Origin of the sequence: Nocardia sp. NPDC020380, from assembly GCF_044386975.1 — a bacterium.
Classification (GTDB): Bacteria; Actinomycetota; Actinomycetes; order Mycobacteriales; family Mycobacteriaceae; genus Nocardia.
Genome location: NZ_JBIRVQ010000018.1, coordinates 92,991 through 111,241, shown reverse-complemented (window position 1 = coordinate 111,241; position 18,251 = coordinate 92,991). Strand labels below are relative to the sequence as shown.

The window sequence follows — 18,251 nt, the reverse complement described above, 5'->3', positions numbered from 1 at the left end:
GGTGCGGGCGAATTCGTTTCGGGGGCGTCAGCGGGCGTAGGCGACGATCTCGATGTGCGTGCCGATGCCGACGACCAGGAGGGTGCCTGGGACGGCCAAAACCGTGAGGCTGTTGATCTTCTCGTCGAAATGCAGGTCGGCGGAAGTCACCGGGGTGCCGTCGCCGCGATCCCACGATCGCACCTCATAGTCCCGGCTCTGCGGGGTTTGGCCGGGCTGGGCCGCGACGAGTTCGCGGGTGAGGAAGGCAGCGCGGTGGATGGTCGAGTCGTCGCAGGCGGTGGCGTACAGGCCCGGTACCGGGTAATGGGGCAGGCCGGAGGTGGTGTCGGTGACGAGACACTGCGGGACAGCGAGCGATACCCGGTCCGGAAGATAGGTGAGCCCTTCGTCGCCGGTGGCGTCGACTTCGACCGGGTAGCGCGACGGCGACATCTGCACCCGCGCGGAGGTGAGCCGGTCCGGAACGGTGACCAGTAGCCACGCATACGATTCCGGCATCCGCCAATCCAGAACGACCGTATCGCCGGAGCGCACGAGGCGCGCCTCGGACTCTTCGGCGGCCTGCGCCATCGCCAGTTCGCGTCTGGCGAGCACCTTTCCGTCGCCGGGATCGAGAGCCGTCAGGACCACCGTCTTCTCGCCCCGCACACCTTGCGAGCACACCGCCGCCCGATAGATGGCGGTCCGCGTGACCTCGGGAACCTGGTAAGCGCCGGTGCAACCGAGCTGTGCGGTCGGCACGGACCACATCCGTGCCCCGGTCCGGGCATCGTAGCGGGCGATATGTTCCCCATCCGACAGCATGAGATATCCAGGCGTGGAACGGGATTCATAGAGTTGACCGGCATCTGTGCCGTTCGGTGCGGAGTCGATATCACGGGTGTAGTCCGTGTCCCGCCACAGGATCCGGCCGGTCATCGCGTCGAACGCGGTCCAGCCCAGCTGTTCCCAGCGTGCCAGGACCACCGAACCGTCATCGAGCGACTGCGCCGACCACGACTGCAGCGGCACGCCGGGTGCACGGTCGGGGCCGTGCGTGTGGGTGCGCAGGTAATGCCAGCGCGGCGCGCCGGTCGCTCCGTCGTAGGCGGTGACACCGGCGGCGTCGAACACGACGAACCCGGGCCCTGCCGCCAATACCGTGTCGGTTCGGTCGCTCCAGGAATCGGCCGGTATCGGGACACTCAGCCGGTACCGCTCACCGCCGAGCCGGTCCGGTACGGCCGCAACCGGTTCCGCGGCGGCAGTGACCTGGTCGATGTGGCGGGCATCGTCGCCGGTTTCGATCGCCGCCACTCCCGTGCCCGCGGCCACCACCACACCTGCCAGCAGCGGCACACTCAACGCGGGCCACGACCAGACCCGCAGCAGTCGCGGCCGGACCACCACCGCCAGGGTCAGCACCGTTCCCACCACGATCAGCACACCGGCACCCACCGCGGTCGGCAACTGCTGGGACAGCGGATAGTCCGTGCGTACCTGCCGCCAGATCCCCGGCAGATGGGCCCTGCCCGCCATGATCGGCAGCACCGACAGCCCCGCAGCCACCGCGATGATCACCATCGGTGCCCATTCGCCGTACACACTGACCCGGTACCGCGCCCGCACGACCACCACGACCAGTGCGAGCAACAAGGCAGCGCCGAGTGCGAATCCGGTGGCACCGAGTAGGTCCGGCGTACCCGACACATCCAGGTGCGAATACGACCCGAACAGATCATTTCCCTCGAATTGCTGCCCGAAATGGCCGCGAGTGGCGAAGAATCGGCTGAAGACCGCAAGCCCGGTCCCGCCGATGATCAACCCAGTCCCGAGCGCGCCCGCCGCGGCGCAAAGCCGTGCGGCCCGTCCTGCGCGGGGCGCGTCCCTGCCCGTGTCACCGGCACGCCCGGTGTCGATTCCTGTCATGGCTCCCATACGTCCCCTGCCGAAACGATGCTCAGCCTACGGCAGGGCAGCGCCCGACCGGCAGGCCGGATCGCGGGCAGTAATCGTGTGGCAAATCGATTGTGGCGCAATGGAGATGGGGATTGCGCCGACGGTGCGGGTAGTGATTAGTCTTGTGCGCGTGCGGTTTCCGAAAACCTGGGTGTGTGTGGACGTCATCGCGACGCAGCTCGCCCAGGGCGATATCGTCCTCCACAGTGCGGGTGGTCTGCGCGTGGCCAAGAAGTTACGCCGCGAGGGAATGGCGCTGGGCTTCAATCTCGACGGCCGGGTGCTGTTCGAGGGATTGGTCGAGGACGCACTGGCCTCGGGTGGATACGGCGATCGTGAATCCACCCGCGACGGTATCGAATACCGCGCGCATTGGATGCTGGCCCCGGATCGGGTACCGGTCGGCCTGGTGGTGTGGCTGGGTCCCGGGCCGGTACCGCCGCGGCCCACCTACAACACGTGGATCCTCGATATCGAGGCCGTCGCGACCGCGAGCGCGGGAGACGATCTGTCCGCCATCGGCGACGGGCGCGCGGTGGGCGAGTACCGGCCGATCCGCGACCTGCTGCAGTTCATGAATCCCGATGACGTGCAGGAATTCCTGTCGCTGTATTACGCCGCGCGCACCGGACCGAAAGGTACGCGCGCGGAGGCGTATTGGTCGCTGCTACCCACCGGCGCCACCGGGTTCACCCATTTCTGGTCCTCGGCCATGGTGGTCGAGGCCGAGGCGGCCCATGTGCACGGGCTGACGGTGAAACTGCCGTATCGCGACTACATCTCCCAGTCCACCCGCGCGATGATCACCGCGGGGTCGACGCTGGTGATCGTGGACCCGGGCACCCGGGTGACGGTCACGGTGTGGGGCAAGCTGCGGGCGCTGTTCGCCGACGATCGGGTGGTGCGTGACCTGCTGAGCCAGCTCGACCTCGATGCGATCTCCTCGGCTCGCTCGGCCTTGATCGGTACCACGGTGACCCTGGCCGGCGGCGTGTTCCACGCGTCGGCGTTCCTCATGGCCACCGAGGGCCGCAAACCGGTGCGGCCCTTGGCGGTCATGCTCTATGCCGCGGACGATCCGGCCGGGTGAGGCCGGCGCGGGCTCACCGTTCGCGGCGCGGGTAGCGGGCAACCCACAGCGCCATCGACCCGCGGGTCCGGATGTCGACCGATTCGAAGGATCGCGCGAGGGCCGCACGCAACCCGGCCAGATCGTCGCCGTTGTTGTGGAAGATGCCCTTGTCGTTGAAGGCCCGTGTGGTGGCGCGCGAGAGGAAGGTGCCGGGGAGGCCGGCGCTGAGGACCGTGGCCCCGAAGAACACGCCCGAGCCGACCAGGACATCGGCGATGTGCCCGAACGCCGCACCCTTGTCGTCCCAGTCGCCGGGCACGCAGTGCATGAGCAGATTCGCTGCCGCCGAACCGAAACGGCGCGATTCGACCGGCAAGGGGGCGAGCACCGAGCCGATATGGGTGTCGGCGGCGATCCCGCGGGTGCGTAGTCGCTCCGAGGCCACGGTGAGCGAATGCTCGTTCAGATCGACCAGGGTGACCGCGGGATGCGTGTTCGGGAACGCGGCCCGGTGCAGGAAATAGCCGGTGCCGACACCGATATCGATATGGTCGGCGGCGATATTGGCGTCGTAGAGCGCCTGCAGATGCCTTGTGGGGCAGCGCCAGACGAGGTGATTGTTGAATCCGAGAACGTAGAGGTCGTAGATACCGAGTCCCCGGCGCGAATACACTCGCGCACCGTCGATCTCGGCCGTGGTGACGTGCCCCATGGCAGTGAACCTTCGAACAGATTGCGGCGCAACGCCGCTCGGCGCAGGTAGCTCTGCCTATGACGCGGGAGACCTCTCACCGGCCCTATGCGGTCCCGAGCATAACCGCGCGCCGTCGCGGCGCGCTACGGTCACCCTGGCGCCCGGGAGATATTCCGGGGCGCCGCGCTCAGACCGTGGGCCAATACGTCCACTGCTCCAAGGGAAACCGGACAGGTTTCGCGCGCACCGGATCCACGTCCGGTCCGTTGAGCACCCGTGCGAGTTCGAAGGTGCGGGTGTTGCCGAGATCGGCGCCGCGCCCGGCCACCCCGAGAATGTCGACCGCCCAGGTGCCGGGTGCGGGCCGCGCGCTCGCATCCGACCATTCCGTGCGCCACGGCGACAGATTCACCGTGATCGACGGGCGCAGCCCCGCCTGCTCGAGCCGCTCCCACATGCCGTTCAACTGGGTGGTGTCGGGGGCGGGATGACGCAAGACCAGCAGCCCCGATAGCTCGGCCACCACCTCGTGCCACCTGATCGGGGCGTGCACCTCGCAGGTGGCCAGCTCGCCCGCGCCGGGCAGCGCCAGCCCGTACGGGTCACCGGTGGCCGGGGCGGAATCGTCGTGGTAGCGGCGCGGGCGCGTGGTCCACGGCTCGATCACCGCGAACAGCCGCGCCGGCATGACCGCGCGGATCTGCCCGACCAGGCGGTCCAGGTGTGCGGGAATCAGCTCCGGCTGGAATTGGGTCAGTTCCACGTTCGTTCGCCCCTCATCAGCATTGCCGCACCAGACCTGTTGCCCGACAACAAGATCGTTGCACACCGCGGCGAATGCTGCCGGAATTGCCGCACGCTCCGCCGATCGGCTCGGCTGCGCCGCAGCGTGTTCGACGCGCCGGGGCGGGTTGACACCCCGCGAACCGCGGGCGCACCATCAGCGCAGCCTGCTCGGGAGTGCGAAGGAGATTTGCCGTGACCGAGAGCCATCAGGAATTCTTCGATCAGCTGGACTGGTTCGACGGACGCGACTGCGCGCGCCTCGACGAGCACTTGCGGTGGGCGCGCGGGCACTGCCCGGTGGTGCACACCGGATTCGGCGGCGGCATGCACGTGGTGACGCGCTACGAGGATCTGGTGCGGGTGGCCGCACACCCGGAGATCTTCAGCTCGACCATGCCGGGACTGACCTCGGTGCCGGTGGCGCTGCCGCCCATCGATACGGATCCGCCGCTGCACAGCGACTTCCGGGCCTTTCTCAACGGGCCGTTCTCGCGCACCGCGGTGGAACGCTATGCGCCGGTGGTGGAACGGCTCGCCGACGAGCTGATCGACGGGTTCGCCGCGACCGGGCGGGTCGAATTCGTGAGCGAGTTCGCGATCCCGTTCACCGCCGGAGCGCTGGCGAAAGTGGTGCTCGACGACGACAACGAGGCGCGGCTGCGGCGCGCGGTCGAGGCCGTCACCCAGGTGTCGGTGCAGAACACGCCCGAAAGCTTCGCCGCGGTCGCCGCACTGGCCGCCGAGATCATGGCCGAACGCGAAGCGGCCCCGCGCGAGGATCTGCTGCAGTCCATCGTGGACGCCACCGTCGAGGACGGGCGGCGCCTCACCATGGAGGAGCGCCTGGGCGTGGTCACCGTGCTGCTGCTGGGCGGGCTCGACACCACCCGCGGCGCCTTGGCCTACATCGCGCAATTCCTCACCGAGCTGCCCGGCCTGGAGGCACGGCTGCGCGAACCCGATTGGGCCGCACGCGATCTGGACGAACTACTGCGCTACACCTCCACTGTGAGCGTCATGGGCCGCCTCGTCGTGGAGGACAACGACCTGCTGGGCGTGCCGATGACCAAGGGTGATCGCCTGGCGGTGCACTGGCGTTCGGGCAACCGCGACACCGCCCGCTTCGAGGATCCCGACCGGCTCGACTTCGACCGGAATCGCAACCCGCACCTGGCTTTCGGCATCGGCATCCACCGCTGCGTGGGCCGGCACTTCGCGCGCCTGCAACTCGAGATCGGCATCACCCGGCTGCTGGACCGGCTCACCGGTTTCCGCCTCGCACCCGGCACCGAGATCGACCGGTCGGTCGGCATCAGTGTCGGCGCACCCCGCGAACTGCACCTGCAATTCGATTCCCGCACACCCTGACCCGCGCGGGCCGGGGCTCACCAGGGGTGGCAGCGCCCGTCGGGGTGACCCCACTGGTCGTCGTTGTGCCAGAAGCCGCGGTGATCGCAGTGCCGGTCGGTGCCGGGCGGGGCGCCGGGATCACGCCAATCCGAGCCGTCGCTGCGGTGCATGGGGGTCACCACTTCCGCGGCCGCCGTCCCCGCGACCGAGGCCGTCACCATGACGCCCGCGGCCACCGCCGCGAGTACGTGCCCGATTACCGTGCGCTTCACGAGGATCACATCCAGTCGTTCGAACCAGCAACGATCTGTTCGACCGTCGATCCATCGTAGGATCCGGACCGGTGGTTCAGGAGGCCTGCAGGTCGGCATCCTCGTCGGCGGTGATGCGCCCGGAATCGGTGTCGTAGTCATACAATTCGCCGTAGCGGCCCCAGTCGATGGCCAGTTCCAGCTGCCGGCGCGCATCATCGTCGGAGAATCCGCGCTTGAGCAGATCGAGAATGAAATCGGCGCGCACCGACTTGTCCCCGTTGCCGACCAGCGCCCCGCAGATCGTGCGCACCAGCGGCGCGCGCCGGCGGGCCTGACTGGCGAAAATGCTCTTACTGCGCTGGATATCGGCATTGGTGAAATTGGAGCCGATATTGGTCAGGATGACATCACCGGAATCGGCCAGCAGGAACCCCAGCAGCACACCGGCATCCACGAGCGGCATCAGATCGTCGAGTTCGAAGTTGAGCTCGTCGGCGATCACCGGCAGATCCGCGCGACCGCCCTTGCCGTACACCAGTTCCAGCAGACCCGCGATCCCGCCGACCGAGGCATCGGGCAGGGGAGTGGCGAACGGGGTCGCGGTCTCGGTGGCCACCGCCGGCTGCACCTCGTCACGCCCGGTGAGCAGCCCGTAGATCTGATCCACCAGCGCCACGAAGCCCGGTGCGCGCTTGTTGCGCGGGCGCGGCTGTTCCACCGGCACCTCGGCGATGATGCGGCCCGGATTGGAGCCCAGCACCACCACGCGGTCGGCCAGCAGCACCGCCTCCTCGATATTGTGGGTCACGATGCACACGCATTTGGTGGGGAAATCGTCGGTGTCCCACAGGTTCACCAGTTCGGTGCGCAGATTCTCCGCGGTCAGCACGTCCAGCGCCGAGAACGGCTCGTCCATCAGCAGCAGGTCCGGTTCCAGCACCAGCGCGCGAGCGAAACCGACCCGCTGGCGCATACCGCCGGACAGCTCCTTGGGATAAGCGGATTCGAACCCGTCCAGGCCGATCCGGTCGATCGCCTGCAGGGCCTGCTCGGCGCGCTGCTTGGGCGGCACCCCGCGCGCGGCCAGGCCGAGTTCCACATTGTCCTGCACCGTCAGCCACGGCATCAGCGCGAAGGACTGGAACACCAGCGCCGCACCGGGATTGGAGCCCGTCAACGGCGTGCCGCGGTAGCGCACCTGCCCGCCGGTGGGCGCCAGCAGGCCCGCGACGATCCGCAGCAGCGTGGACTTGCCCGAGCCGGAGCGGCCCAGCAGTGCGACGATCTCGCCCTCGCGCAGTTGCAGATTCATGTGCTCGAGAACATTGAGGCGTTCCCCGGCCGCACCGGTGAACGACATGTCGACATCGTCGATGTCGATGAGGACCTCTCCGGTGGTCACCGAGTTGGTCATAATCCTCCGTCCTAGAGCGAATAGCGGCGTTCGGCCAGCGCGTAGAGGCGCCGCCAGAAGAACCGGTTGAAACCGACGACGAAACAGCTCATCACGAGCACGCCGACCAGAATGCGCGGCGAGTCACCGGAGCTGGTGGCCTCGGCGATGTAGGCGCCCAGACCCGTTGCCGTCAGCGTGTGATCACCGAACTTCACGACCTCGGCCACGATCGAGGCGTTCCACGCCCCGCCCGCCGCGGTGATCGCACCGGTGACATAACTGGGGAAGATGGCCGGCAGGATCAGCTTGCGCCACCACAACAGCCGCGGCAGCCGCAGATTCGCCGCCGCCTCGCGCAGATCGTTGGGCACCGCCGCGGCGCCGGCGATCACATTGAACAGGATGTACCACTGCGCACCCAGCGCCATGAGCAGCGTGCCCGCCCACTGCAGGCTCGCGCCCGTCGCGATCAGCACCGCACCCACCAGCGGGAACAGGAAGTTCGCGGGGAAGCTGGCCAGCACCTGCACGATCGGCTGCGCGACGCGGGTCACCTTGGGGTTCAACCCGATCCACACCCCGATCGGCACCCACACCGCCGTGGCCAGGATCAGCAGCACCACCACACGGATCAGCGTGATCCCGCCCAGCCCGAGGGCATGCGCGATCTCGCCGAAACCGACCGTGGTGCCGATGTAGTGCAGCATGTGATAGGCGCCGTAGATCAGCGCGGCCAGCACCACCAGCGTGAACACCACATCCGCGGCGCGTCGGCGTGCCGGCGGCACATACAGGGGATGCTCGGCCAGCCCGAACATCCGCATGGCGCGATCCACCGGGAAGATCAGCGGCCCGAAGACCCGGCCCAGCAGGCCCGGAATGTGGCTGCGGCGCAACAGATCCAGCACCAGGCTGCGCGGCCCGTCGGCGGATTCGCTGTCCTCCACCCGGAATCGTTCCGCCCACACCGTGATCGGGCGCCAGAACAGCACATTCAGCCCGATCACCATGATGATCATGACCGCGATCGCCAGCAGCACCTTGCCGGTCGCCGAATCCGCGGTCGCCGAGGCCACATAGGAACCGATGCCCGGCAGCGCGTAATTGCGGTTGTTGACGCTGATCGCCTCGGCCGCGGTCAGGAAGAACCAGCCGCCGCCGAAACTCATCATGGCGTTCCACACCAGCGGGAACATGCCCGAGGGGACATCCACCCGCCAGAACCGCTGCCAGCGCGACAGGCGCAGATTGCGTGCCGCCTCGTCCAATTCGCGCGGTTGCGACAGCAGGCTGTGATGGAACGCGAAGGTCATGTTCCAGGCCTGCGAGGTGAAGATCGCGAAGATCGACGCGCACTCCAGGCCCAGCGAGGACCCCGGGAACAGGGCGATGAACCCGGTCACCGTCACCGACAGGAAACCTAGGATCGGCACCGACTGCAGGATGTCCAGGGCCGGCAGCAGCGCCTTCTCCGCACGCGGCAGCCGGGCGGCCGCCTCGGCGTAGACGAAGGTGAACACGATCGACACCCCGAGCGCGATGAACATGCGCAACAGCGAACGGGCCGCGTAGTAGGGCAGTTTCGCCGGATCGGTGGAGATGTTGGTGGCCGCGGTGGCCTGATCGAAGGGCACGTGCATGCCCGCGGACACCTTGACGATGATCCAGATCAGGATGGCCGCGCCCAGGAACACGGCCACATCGGCCCAGCGTGAGCGCGGGCGATCCAGCGCCCCGCGCGAGGGATAGGAGCGTAGGCCCGCGGTCATTCGTCGGCCACCGTGGGCTGCGGGACCGTGCGCCAGCCGACGCTGGTCACCGACGGTTCCAGGCTCAAGCGGCTCACCGCGGCCTCCATCTGGCGATCATCGCGGCGATCACCGGTGAGCTCGGCGCGCACCTGCACCCGGCCGGGCTGGGTGTCATGACTGGAGATCGACACCAGGCGGAAATCGGTGCGGGTCAGCGACTGCACCAGCAGGGCGCGCACATGCGCCTCGTGCGAATCGTCGGTCGCGGCGGTGAAGGCGTAGAGCGCCTCGATCTCATGGGATTCCTGCGGCCGGTCCACCGCGCGCGCCGCCGTGCGCAGGGCGGTGTTCACCACGACCACCGCCACCGTGCCCGCCGCGGCCGTGTCGTACATGCCCGCACCCGCGAGCGAACCCACCGCCGCCGAACACCACAGTGTGGCCGCGGTATTCAGCCCGCGCACCGTGAAACCCTCCCGCATGATCACACCCGCGCCGAGGAAACCGATACCCGAAACCACCTGCGCCGCAACCCGAGTCGGGTCGGCGTCGCCACCGTGGAACCCGTGCGCGGACAGCAATACGAACAAGGTCGAACCCGCGGCGACCAGCGTGTTCGTCCGCAACCCGGCCATGCGGGCCCGGTACTGGCGCTCGAACCCGATCACCGCGCCCAGCCCGACACCCGCGCCGAGCCGTAACAGCATCTCCAACGTCGACATGACGCCCTTCTCCCAGCTAGCGTCGGCGCACTCGAAATCGCACGCTACCGCTCGACAGGTAGCGGAAAGCGGATTGTGTCGGTGTCACCGAGTGAACGATTGGCTAACGGACCTGTGTCCCCATCGGGCATGCCGACCACCTCCTCGTTCCACCGCGCACGCGCCAGGGAGGGGCCCGGCGGACGCGCCGGGCACGGATACCACCCTTCGTAAGACCTTCAGCACTCCACGGCGTGAACCCGCGTCAACTGCGGGAGCCGGTCGGGGCCACCCCTTAGTTCGGGGCGGCCTGTCCTGACCTTGGGCGTCTCTCGACGTTCGGGGTCGCCGGCCTGTTTCCGTGAAGGAGCCTCAGCTAACGACGGCACCTTGCGCCAGCGAGTTAACACCGCGCCAACCGATTCGGCAACTCGATGTGAGCGCGGTCCTAGGCCGCCGGGAGGGTATCGGGGCGAGTTGCCCAGTGCCGCAATCGCGCCAGCAGCGCGGCACGCGCCTCGGCGAAGACGGTGTCCGCTTCGAGCAGCCGCGCGCGGGTGACCACCGCCTGACCGAGGGCGTCGAGCTCGAAGGCCAGCAACTGCACGGGCGTCTCGGGCCGCAGCTCTCCGGCGGTGATCGATTCGCGAATCAGGTTGGCCTGGAAGGCTTCCCACTGCACGAGCTGTGCGCGCAGCCGATCCTGCACCGGGCCGGGGCGATCGTCGAATTCGGTGTAGGCGGTGACGAAGAAGCAGCGGCCGGGCAGCACCGGCGCGGCGTAGAAGGCCAGGCGGTTTTCCTGCACGGCCCACAGCGCCGCCAGGCCGTGGCGGCCGTCGAGGGCCGGGCGCACGATCCGATCCGCCCATTGCGCGGCGGCCTGGTCGATGACCGCCAGTTGCAGCGTCTGCTTGTCGGGCCAGTGAGTGAACAGCGCCGATTTGCTGATGCCGAGACCGGTGGCCAGCTGCGCGAGGCTCAGCCCGTCCAAACCGGCGGTCGAGGCGGTCGCGACCGCGGCCTCGAGCACCGATTCGCGGGTGCGATGGCCGCGCAGGCGGCGTCCGTCGGTGGTGGGCACGTGAAGAATCTAACACAATATATCCGACCGGTCGGACTGATTGTTACGGTGAGGCCGTCCCGATCCATCGAACGGAGGAGACCGGAAATGCCCGTCATCACCGCCGGCTACCACCTGGGCGTGGTGGTCACCGATCTGCGCGAGGCCATGGACGAACTCACCGAGCTGCTCGGGCTGCAGTGGCTGCCCATCGTGCCCAGCGGACACCAGCACGAACCCGGACCACTTCCGGAACTCGCGCCCCTGCTCACCATTTCCGTGCAGGGACCGCCCTATATCGAGCTGCTCGAGCTCACCCCGGGCACGATCTGGTCGACCCCGGGCCTGCACCACATCGGCTACTGGGCCGCCGACGCCCACGCCGAATCCGAGCGCATGACCGCCGCGGGCTTCCCGTGCGAGGCCAGTGCCGTGGTCCTCAATGGCGATACCGAACCCGGCGTCTACTACCACCGCACCGGCGACGGCCTGCGCCTGGAACTGGTCGAAATGGGCCGCGGCGGACCGGCTCTCGCGCACTACCTGAACTTCCCGCCGATCACCGGCGGCGACTGAACCCCGCGCCCGCGCGAGCTCAGCGATACATCGTGCGATAGGCGGCGATGGTCGCCACCAGATGATCGACCAGCTGCTCGCGGCTGGCGCGCAGCGTGCCGTTCAGCCACGCGGAGAACATGCCCGCATTACCGCTGGCCATGGTCACCGCCGCCAGCCGCCGCCGCACCGGATCCTCGATATGGGCGAACAGATGATCCTGGATGAGCCGGGTGAACGCCGGCATGACCGCAATCGTGGTCTGCCCCAACCCCGTCGACGAATACGGCTCCACCAGGAACAACCGCGACTTGCGCGGATCGGCCAGCACCTTGTCCAGCAATACCTCCGACAGCGCCCGATCCCGGCTCGGATCATCGACCACCGCGAACGCCGTCATCGGCTCCAGGAACTCATCGGCGACCAGCCGATACAGCACATCCAGCAATTCGTCACGGCTGGTGAAGGATTCATAGAAATAGCGATCCGTCAGCCCCGCCCGCCGGCACACCGCCCGCATGGTCACCGCCCCCGCCCCGGACTCCCCGATCAGATCCAGCGCGGCCTCCAGCAGCGCCGCACGCCGCACCTCACGGCGTTCGGTGAGGGTCGTACCGCCCCAGATTCGGGGTTCGGCGTCGGGGGAGGGCTGCTCGGTGTGCACCTCCTGAAGACTAATGCCCGGCCCCGGCCGCCCACGCACACCCCGATTCGATCACGGCACGGATTTCGGTGTTTCACAATGGGAGCCGTGTCAGCACAACTCCAGGTCGAGGACCGGTCCAGGAATCGGGCCTGTGTCCGTGCTCAGCTGGTGACCACGCACGCGCTGCCGAGATCCATACCGGATCCGACCTGCTCCCAGGCGAACTGCGGTCCGCCGCGGCGCGCCCAGGCCGTGATCACATGCGTGCCCGTCGCGGACGGACTCCAGCTGGTGGAGGCGTTGCCGCTGTTGTCCAGGCGCAGCTGCTGCTGACCGAAGCCGGCACTGTTGCTGTCGAAGAGGTACACGTCCTCGTACGGGCTGCCGGTCACGTCGACCGTGTAGGAGCAGCCGGTACCGAACCTGTCGACGCCCAGACTGAGGCTGGTGCCCGTCACCGTCACGCTGTTGACGTCGGCGGCCGCATCCGGTGCGGCCAACACCAGCGACGTCGCCGCCGCGGCGAGCGCGGTAGCGGCGACAACCGATTTGCGATGCCGAATCATCTCGATCATCTCCCCATGAAGATTTCGAACCGATACATGCGCCGTGGATGGCGCATATACGCCAGTGTCGGCGTTCAGGGGCAGCGACACGCCGGATTCGGGCCGCCCGGCACCCCCGGGATGGGCCCGGTGGCCCTGGCCGGCGACGCGGCGCGCTGGTCGAATCGAATCCGGTGGCGCTGCCGTACCGTAGGTGCGGGTTCTCGACGTCCGGACTCGCTCCGGATCCGTTCCGGCAGCTGTTCCCACCGTGTCCGCGCTCGCCACCGTGCCGGCGGGTCGAATGGTCAGGAGAATCGTTTGTCGCTGGTGATGCGGGGAATCGGCTGGCTCGGGTTGTATGTGGCCGTCGCGGTGGTGCCGCTGGTGTTCGCGGTGCTGGGGCCGCAGTCGGCGAACCGCGGGTTCTGGCTCGAGTTCTCCGTCGCGCTGGGCTTCGTGGGCATGTCGATGATGGGCATGCAGTTCGCGCTGGTCGCGCGTTTCCAGGCGATGGCCGCGCCCTTCGGCGAGGACGCGCTGGTGCGGTTCCATCGCCAGATCTCCTATGTCGCACTGGCTTTCATCCTCGCCCATCCGGTGCTGCTGCAGGTGGGTGGCGTGGATGTCGCGCGGTTGCTGAATCTCGCGCAGGCGCCGTGGCGGGCCCGGTTCGCGGTCGCCTCGGTGGTGCTGTTGCTGATGCTCGTCGCGACCTCGGTGTGGCGCAGGCGATTACGGATCCGCTACGAGGTGTGGCAGGTCCTGCACGGGGTGCTGTCGGTGCTGATCGTCGGCTTCGCGCTGGCGCACATGCTGCTGGTCGGTCACTACCTGGGCGAGACGTGGAAGAAGGCGTTGTGGATCGTCATGACCGTGGCGCTGGTCGGGCTGCTGGTGTGGGTGCGGGTGATCAAACCGATCGGGCGGCTGCGACGGCCGTGGCGTATCGCGAGCGTCACCGCCGAGCGCGGTGACGCGCACACGCTCGGCTTCGAGCCGGTGGGGCACAAGGGGTTTCGATTCCAGCCCGGACAGTTCGGCTGGCTGGTGGTCGACCGTTCACCGTTCACCGTGAGTGCGCACCCGTTCTCGTTCTCCTCGAGTGCCGAACGCGCCGAGGGGGTCGAGATGACGATCAAGGTGCTGGGCGATTTCACCTCCACCATCGGGCAATTGGCGCCCGGGACACGCGCCTACCTCGACGGCCCGCACGGAGTGTTCACCCCCGATCGCTACGAAGGACCGGGATTCGTCCTGATCGCCGGCGGCGTCGGCATCACTCCGATGGTCAGCATTCTGCGCACCCTCGCCGAGCGCGCCGATCCCCGCCCCTGCACGCTGTTCTACGCCAACCGCACCCTCGACGACGCCACCTTCGCCGACGAACTCGACGCACTCACTGCTCGCGTCGACCTCACCGTCATCCACATCCTGGAAACCGCCCCGCCGACCTGGGACGGCGAACGCGGCTTCCTCGACCAGCGCATCCTCGCCCGCCACCTCCCACCGCGCAGCGAATACCAGCAGTACTTCCTCTGCGGCCCCGGACCCATGGTCACCGCCGTCGAGGATGCCCTTGCCGCCCTGGCGATTCCGGCCGAACGAGTCCACACCGAACGCTTCAATTTCGTCTGACCACGGAGGCAAGAGTGCGCCACACCTACACCACCCGCGCCGTCGTAGCGATCACGCTCATCCTGCTGGCCGCCACGGTCTGGTTCGGCTTCGCCTGACCCGCAGTTACCGCGTCGGCGGGCGCCAGCCACGCAGGGCGCGATCATTGACGAGGCGGAACATCTTGATCGACAGCGCATTGGGCGTGGCGGCGAACATGGCATCGCGCAGCGCGGCCAGCGTGCCCGATCCCGGCGAGGTGAACCGCGTCCCGTGCTGGGACAGGAAACTCATCGTCGCGACCCGGCGCCGGCGAGCAGCCGAATAGCGGCCCAGGTCCGGTGCGCAGGCCGCCAGCGTGACGGCATCCTCGAGCGCCATGGCGGCACCCTGCCCGAGCGTCGGCCGCATCGCATGCGCGGCATCGCCGATCAGCGCGACCCGATCCTTCCAGAGACGTTTCGGCACAGGAATTTCCAGCAGCTCATCGACGACGACGCGAGCAGGATCGGTACCGGCAATGAGCTTCGGGAGCGGATCGGGCCAGTCGGCGAAGTACTCCAGCGTCGAGATTCCGGGCCGGGCCGCGGTGAAGACGTAGGTCCGATCCCCGGCCATCGGCACCACACCCGCCTCCGCGCGCTCACCCAGGATCACCCCGACGGGATCGGGCGCCGACGTATCGAGGACCCACCGCCACGCGGTCATCCCGGTCCGGCGCACCGCACCCGCCTCCGGCCACAGCTGCTGCCGCACCACACTGTTGACACCATCCGCACCGACGACCAGATCGTATTGAATTGTGCCGGCATCGGTTTCGATCCGCCCCTCGGCATCGACACCGACGACACGACTGCCCGCCCGCACACACTCCGACGGCACCGCCGCAGCGAGAATCGCGATCAGATCAGCCCGATGCAGCGCGATCAGCCCGCCCACGAAGTCACTGACCTTGGCATCGACCAACACCCGCCCCCGCTGATTGCGCGCGAGCCCGCGCCGATCCGCGACACCCGCGGCCCGCACCGATTCCCCCACCCCGAGCACATCCAACGCCGTCAAAGCATTGGCAGCCAACGTAATTCCGGCCCCGACCTCGGCAAATCGCGGCGCCTGCTCATACACGGTGACATCCCATCCGGCGCCCCGCAACGCGATAGTGGCCGCAAGCCCCCCGATCCCACCCCCGACAACCCCGGCCCGCCCCACGATCTCAGCCATGTTCCCTCCCCGAAACGTGATCCGCTTCCATAATCCTAAGCGTCAGTCCCTGTCTACTCTGTGGCCATGCTGCACGCACTGCTGTCCTTCGCCGTCGTGGCAGGCCTGCTCACCCTCGTGCCCGGCCTGGACACCGCCCTCGTCCTGCGCGCCGCGGTCGGTCGTGGCCGCCGCCAAGCCTTCGCCACCGCACTGGGTGTCGGCTCCGGCACGCTGGTGTGGGGCGCGGCGGCTGCCGCAGGTGTCTCCGCCCTGCTGACAGCCTCGGAAGTGGCCTACACCCTGCTGCGGATCGCAGGCGCGATTTACCTCGTCTGGATGGGAATCGGCATGCTGCGCCAGGCTTTCCGCCGTCCACCACCAACCGACACCCTCACCCCGGACGACGCACCGCGAACCGTATTCGCTTCCTGGGCAAAAGGATTCGGCACCAACCTGCTCAACCCGAAAGTCGGCGTCTTCTACGTGGCCATGCTCCCGCAGTTCCTGCCGCCCGGCGTCCCGCACTTGGTCATGGGTTGCGCCCTCGCGGTGGTCCACAACATCGAAGGCATGGTGTGGTTCACGATGATCATCTGCGCCGCCGGGGCCGCGAAGGCCTGGCTCGACCGCGACCGTGTGCGTCGCGCGATGGACGCGATCACCGGAACAGTGGTGGTCGCCTTCGGCCTGAAACTGGCCACGACCCAGCGATAGCCGGTGCGCTTGCGGTGATCGTGAGCGTCAGTCGCTGGCGTTCATAGGATTTCGCTTTCCTCGGCGCTGGTGTGCGGGTGTGTGGTTTCCCATGCGAGGAGGATGCGCAGGGCGTCGTGGGAGGGCGTGGCGGGGTCGGCGGTGAGGACCATGAGGCGTTGGCCGGAGCCGTCGGGGCTGAGCCAGGTGTCGCAGTCGAGAGTGAGGTCGCCGGCGAGGGGGTGGTGGTAGTTCTTGGTGCCGGAACCGGTGCTGTCGACGTGGTGTTCGGCCCACCAGGTGCGGAAGTCGTTGTCCTGGACCGATAGTTCGCCGACGAGGCGGGCCAGTTCGGGGTCGCCGGGGTCCTGGGCGGCCTCCATGCGCAGGGCCGAGACCGCGCTGCGGGCATCGTGGGCCCAATCCCGGTGCAGCGCACGGAAGTGGCGGTCGGTGAAGAGCAGGCGGATGTAATTGCGTTGTGGCGCAGGGAATCGGGTGAAATCACCGTAGAGCGCGATGGCGCTCGCATTCCATTCGAGGATGTCGAGTCGCTTACCCAGCACGATGGCGGGAGTCTCGGTGAGCTGATCGAGCAAGCGGCGCATCGCAGGTCGTACACGTTGCGCGGTGCGGCGTCGGCGAGGTCTGGCATCGGACTTGCCGGCTACTTCGTAGAGGTAGGTCTGCTGGTCCTCGTCCAGTCGCAGGGCACGGGCGAGGGAGCCGAGCACCGTCGCGGAGGCCTGTACGCGCCCCTGTTCCAGCCGGGTGTAGTACTCGACGCTGATCGCCGCGAGTTGCGCGACCTCGGTGCGGCGCAGGCCGGTGACCTTGCGGCGGTTGTCCGACTCGGGCAGTCCGACCTCGTGCGGGGTGAGTTGCGCGCGCCGCGCCTTCAAGAAGTCGCCGAGCCGGGCGGAGTCGGTGGGGTGGGGCATGCGTCCATTCTGGACACCAGTACCGCGCGAGGAAGAGGGCCAAGATTTTGGCCAGGCAAGAATGCGGCTCTTTTGCGCAGGTCAGCGCGGCGTGACCGTGGATGCATGACCAAAACCAGCGTTAGCTTCGACAGCGTGGGCCTCACTCTCGCCGGCGACCTGTACATCCCCGATGCGCCCGCGGGAGGTCCACTGCCCGCCATCGTCGTCGGACATCCCGGCGGCGGCGTCAAGGAACAGACCGCCGGGCTCTACGCCCGCAAGCTGTCCGAAAAGGGTTTCGTGACACTCGCTTTCGACGCCGCCTATCAAGGCGAGAGCGGTGGCGAACCCCGCGGCCTGGAAGACCCGGCCCATCGCGTCGAAGATCTGAAGGCGGCGGTGAGCTTCCTGACCGGCCGTCCCGAAGTCGAGGCGGACCGCATCGGTGAGCTCGGTATCTGTGCCGGTGGCGGTTACGCCCTGGCGGCCGCCGCGAGCGACCCCCGCGTGCAGGCCGTGGCCACGGTCTCCGCGGCCGACCTGGCCCGCCACTTCAAGCACGGCGGCGACGGCACCCAGGATCCGGCCGTCTTCCGGCAACTGCTCGACGCAGCATCCCGCGCCCGCACGAGCGAGGCTCGCGGCGAGACCGTCACCCCGCTGCACCTGATCCCGGACACCGAGGCGGAAGCCCGCGCCCACGGCGGCGAATACGGCGCCGAGGGCTGGGAGTACTACCGCACCGCGCGCGGCCACCATCCCCGCCAAGCCGACTTCTTCGTCTGGCCCAGTATCGACAAACTCGCGATCTTCGACGCCTTCACCGCACTACCGCTGCTCGCTGACCGCCCGGCCCTGCTGCTGGCCGGCACCCGCGCGGTCACCGCGTGGATGAGCATCGAGGCGTATCGAATGATCCAGGGCCCCAAGGAACTGCACTGGATCGACGGCGCGAGCCACACCGATCTCTACGACAAACCGCGGTACGTCGACCCCGCCGTGGCGCGACTCGCCGGGTTCTTCGGCACCCACCTCTAGACCTGCGGCGCAGGTAACCACGA

Annotated in this window: 18 protein-coding genes and 1 riboswitch; of the genes, 6 read left to right on the top strand and 12 right to left on the bottom strand. The window is 68.2% G+C overall.

Annotated features, from left to right (window positions below; genetic code table 11):
* Nucleotides 1-27: 27 nt before the first annotated feature.
* Nucleotides 28-1,911, bottom strand: coding sequence for a PQQ-binding-like beta-propeller repeat protein (locus ACH438_RS39130; protein ID WP_397014932.1), 1,884 nt, complete (start codon nucleotides 1,909-1,911; stop codon nucleotides 28-30).
* A 160-nt stretch (nucleotides 1,912-2,071) separates the two neighbouring features.
* Between ACH438_RS39130 and ACH438_RS39125 the strand changes: the two genes are divergently transcribed.
* The gene (locus ACH438_RS39125; protein WP_397014930.1) at nucleotides 2,072-3,031 is read left to right on the top strand and encodes a hypothetical protein; all 960 of its coding nucleotides are present in this window, start codon (nucleotides 2,072-2,074) and stop codon (nucleotides 3,029-3,031) included.
* A gap of 13 nt (nucleotides 3,032-3,044) precedes the next feature.
* Here ACH438_RS39125 and ACH438_RS39120 read toward each other — a convergent pair whose 3' ends face one another.
* Together ACH438_RS39120 and ACH438_RS39115 are read right to left on the bottom strand one after the other, a co-directional pair.
* Nucleotides 3,045-3,725, bottom strand: coding sequence for a class I SAM-dependent methyltransferase (locus ACH438_RS39120; protein WP_397014928.1), 681 nt, complete (start codon nucleotides 3,723-3,725; stop codon nucleotides 3,045-3,047).
* Between the two features lie 169 nt (nucleotides 3,726-3,894).
* On the bottom strand, nucleotides 3,895-4,470 hold the full coding sequence (locus tag ACH438_RS39115) for a hypothetical protein (protein WP_397014926.1): 576 nt from the start codon (nucleotides 4,468-4,470) through the stop codon (nucleotides 3,895-3,897).
* A 215-nt stretch (nucleotides 4,471-4,685) separates the two neighbouring features.
* Between ACH438_RS39115 and ACH438_RS39110 the strand changes: the two genes are divergently transcribed.
* Nucleotides 4,686-5,861 carry a cytochrome P450 gene (locus tag ACH438_RS39110; protein WP_397014924.1) on the top strand — a complete coding sequence of 392 codons (1,176 nt, stop codon included), beginning with the start codon at nucleotides 4,686-4,688 and terminating at the stop codon, nucleotides 5,859-5,861.
* A gap of 17 nt (nucleotides 5,862-5,878) precedes the next feature.
* Here ACH438_RS39110 and ACH438_RS39105 read toward each other — a convergent pair whose 3' ends face one another.
* The 5 genes from ACH438_RS39105 to ACH438_RS39085 all read right to left on the bottom strand — a co-directional run bounded on the left by ACH438_RS39105 (nucleotide 5,879) and on the right by ACH438_RS39085 (nucleotide 11,029).
* Nucleotides 5,879-6,115 (bottom strand): hypothetical protein, encoded by a 237-nt coding sequence (locus ACH438_RS39105; RefSeq protein WP_397014922.1) that lies wholly within the window; start codon nucleotides 6,113-6,115, stop codon nucleotides 5,879-5,881.
* 76 nt (nucleotides 6,116-6,191) lie between these two features.
* The gene (locus ACH438_RS39100; RefSeq protein ID WP_397014920.1) at nucleotides 6,192-7,511 is read right to left on the bottom strand and encodes a nitrate/sulfonate/bicarbonate ABC transporter ATP-binding protein; all 1,320 of its coding nucleotides are present in this window, start codon (nucleotides 7,509-7,511) and stop codon (nucleotides 6,192-6,194) included.
* Nucleotides 7,512-7,522: 11 nt separating this feature from the next.
* On the bottom strand, nucleotides 7,523-9,262 hold the full coding sequence (locus ACH438_RS39095; protein ID WP_397014918.1) for an ABC transporter permease: 1,740 nt from the start codon (nucleotides 9,260-9,262) through the stop codon (nucleotides 7,523-7,525).
* Nucleotides 9,259-9,966, bottom strand: a complete 708-nt coding sequence (locus ACH438_RS39090) for an MgtC/SapB family protein (protein ID WP_397014916.1) — start codon at nucleotides 9,964-9,966, stop codon at nucleotides 9,259-9,261. Before ACH438_RS39090 ends, ACH438_RS39095 begins: the two co-directional genes overlap by 4 nt.
* A 195-nt stretch (nucleotides 9,967-10,161) precedes the next feature.
* Nucleotides 10,162-10,336: riboswitch (M-box (ykoK) riboswitch) on the bottom strand.
* A gap of 57 nt (nucleotides 10,337-10,393) precedes the next feature.
* A complete protein-coding gene (locus tag ACH438_RS39085) occupies nucleotides 10,394-11,029 on the bottom strand; it encodes a TetR/AcrR family transcriptional regulator (RefSeq protein ID WP_397014914.1) in 636 nt (211 codons plus the stop codon).
* Nucleotides 11,030-11,116: 87 nt separating this feature from the next.
* Between ACH438_RS39085 and ACH438_RS39080 the strand changes: the two genes are divergently transcribed.
* On the top strand, nucleotides 11,117-11,584 hold the full coding sequence (locus ACH438_RS39080; protein WP_397014912.1) for a VOC family protein: 468 nt from the start codon (nucleotides 11,117-11,119) through the stop codon (nucleotides 11,582-11,584).
* A 19-nt stretch (nucleotides 11,585-11,603) separates the two neighbouring features.
* On the opposite strand, the gene ACH438_RS39075 is transcribed toward ACH438_RS39080, so the two are convergent.
* A complete protein-coding gene (locus tag ACH438_RS39075; protein ID WP_397014910.1) occupies nucleotides 11,604-12,227 on the bottom strand; it encodes a TetR/AcrR family transcriptional regulator in 624 nt (207 codons plus the stop codon).
* A 143-nt stretch (nucleotides 12,228-12,370) separates the two neighbouring features.
* A complete protein-coding gene (locus tag ACH438_RS39070) occupies nucleotides 12,371-12,784 on the bottom strand; it encodes a hypothetical protein (RefSeq protein ID WP_397014908.1) in 414 nt (137 codons plus the stop codon).
* Between the two features lie 300 nt (nucleotides 12,785-13,084).
* Between ACH438_RS39070 and ACH438_RS39065 the strand changes: the two genes are divergently transcribed.
* The gene (locus ACH438_RS39065) at nucleotides 13,085-14,392 is read left to right on the top strand and encodes a ferric reductase-like transmembrane domain-containing protein (RefSeq protein ID WP_397015047.1); all 1,308 of its coding nucleotides are present in this window, start codon (nucleotides 13,085-13,087) and stop codon (nucleotides 14,390-14,392) included.
* Nucleotides 14,393-14,497: 105 nt separating this feature from the next.
* On the opposite strand, the gene ACH438_RS39060 is transcribed toward ACH438_RS39065, so the two are convergent.
* Nucleotides 14,498-15,592 carry an FAD-dependent monooxygenase gene (locus ACH438_RS39060; protein WP_397014906.1) on the bottom strand — a complete coding sequence of 365 codons (1,095 nt, stop codon included), beginning with the start codon at nucleotides 15,590-15,592 and terminating at the stop codon, nucleotides 14,498-14,500.
* Nucleotides 15,593-15,658: 66 nt separating this feature from the next.
* Here ACH438_RS39060 and ACH438_RS39055 point away from each other — a divergent pair, with 66 nt between their 5' ends.
* The gene (locus ACH438_RS39055; protein ID WP_397014904.1) at nucleotides 15,659-16,288 is read left to right on the top strand and encodes a LysE family translocator; all 630 of its coding nucleotides are present in this window, start codon (nucleotides 15,659-15,661) and stop codon (nucleotides 16,286-16,288) included.
* A gap of 41 nt (nucleotides 16,289-16,329) precedes the next feature.
* On the opposite strand, the gene ACH438_RS39050 is transcribed toward ACH438_RS39055, so the two are convergent.
* On the bottom strand, nucleotides 16,330-17,208 hold the full coding sequence (locus tag ACH438_RS39050) for a helix-turn-helix domain-containing protein (protein WP_397014902.1): 879 nt from the start codon (nucleotides 17,206-17,208) through the stop codon (nucleotides 16,330-16,332).
* Nucleotides 17,209-17,313: 105 nt separating this feature from the next.
* Between ACH438_RS39050 and ACH438_RS39045 the strand changes: the two genes are divergently transcribed.
* Complete coding sequence (locus ACH438_RS39045) at nucleotides 17,314-18,228, top strand: alpha/beta hydrolase (protein ID WP_397014900.1); 915 nt, start codon at nucleotides 17,314-17,316, stop codon at nucleotides 18,226-18,228.
* The last annotated feature ends 23 nt before the right edge of the window (nucleotides 18,229-18,251 follow it).

Bases quoted from the DNA above. Each gene is read 5' to 3' on its own strand.
- ACH438_RS39095 (WP_397014918.1), bottom strand. From the start codon at position 9,262: ATGACCGCGGGCCTACGCTCCTATCCCTCGCGCGGGGCGCTGGATCGC.
- ACH438_RS39080 (WP_397014912.1), top strand. From the start codon at position 11,117: ATGCCCGTCATCACCGCCGGCTACCACCTGGGCGTGGTGGTCACCGAT.
- ACH438_RS39100 (WP_397014920.1), bottom strand. From the start codon at position 7,511: ATGACCAACTCGGTGACCACCGGAGAGGTCCTCATCGACATCGACGAT.
- ACH438_RS39130 (WP_397014932.1), bottom strand. From the start codon at position 1,911: ATGACAGGAATCGACACCGGGCGTGCCGGTGACACGGGCAGGGACGCG.
- ACH438_RS39120 (WP_397014928.1), bottom strand. From the start codon at position 3,725: ATGGGGCACGTCACCACGGCCGAGATCGACGGTGCGCGAGTGTATTCG.
- ACH438_RS39090 (WP_397014916.1), bottom strand. From the start codon at position 9,966: ATGTCGACGTTGGAGATGCTGTTACGGCTCGGCGCGGGTGTCGGGCTG.
- ACH438_RS39050 (WP_397014902.1), bottom strand. From the start codon at position 17,208: ATGCCCCACCCCACCGACTCCGCCCGGCTCGGCGACTTCTTGAAGGCG.
- ACH438_RS39060 (WP_397014906.1), bottom strand. From the start codon at position 15,592: ATGGCTGAGATCGTGGGGCGGGCCGGGGTTGTCGGGGGTGGGATCGGG.
- ACH438_RS39070 (WP_397014908.1), bottom strand. From the start codon at position 12,784: ATGATCGAGATGATTCGGCATCGCAAATCGGTTGTCGCCGCTACCGCG.
- ACH438_RS39045 (WP_397014900.1), top strand. From the start codon at position 17,314: ATGACCAAAACCAGCGTTAGCTTCGACAGCGTGGGCCTCACTCTCGCC.
- ACH438_RS39055 (WP_397014904.1), top strand. From the start codon at position 15,659: ATGCTGCACGCACTGCTGTCCTTCGCCGTCGTGGCAGGCCTGCTCACC.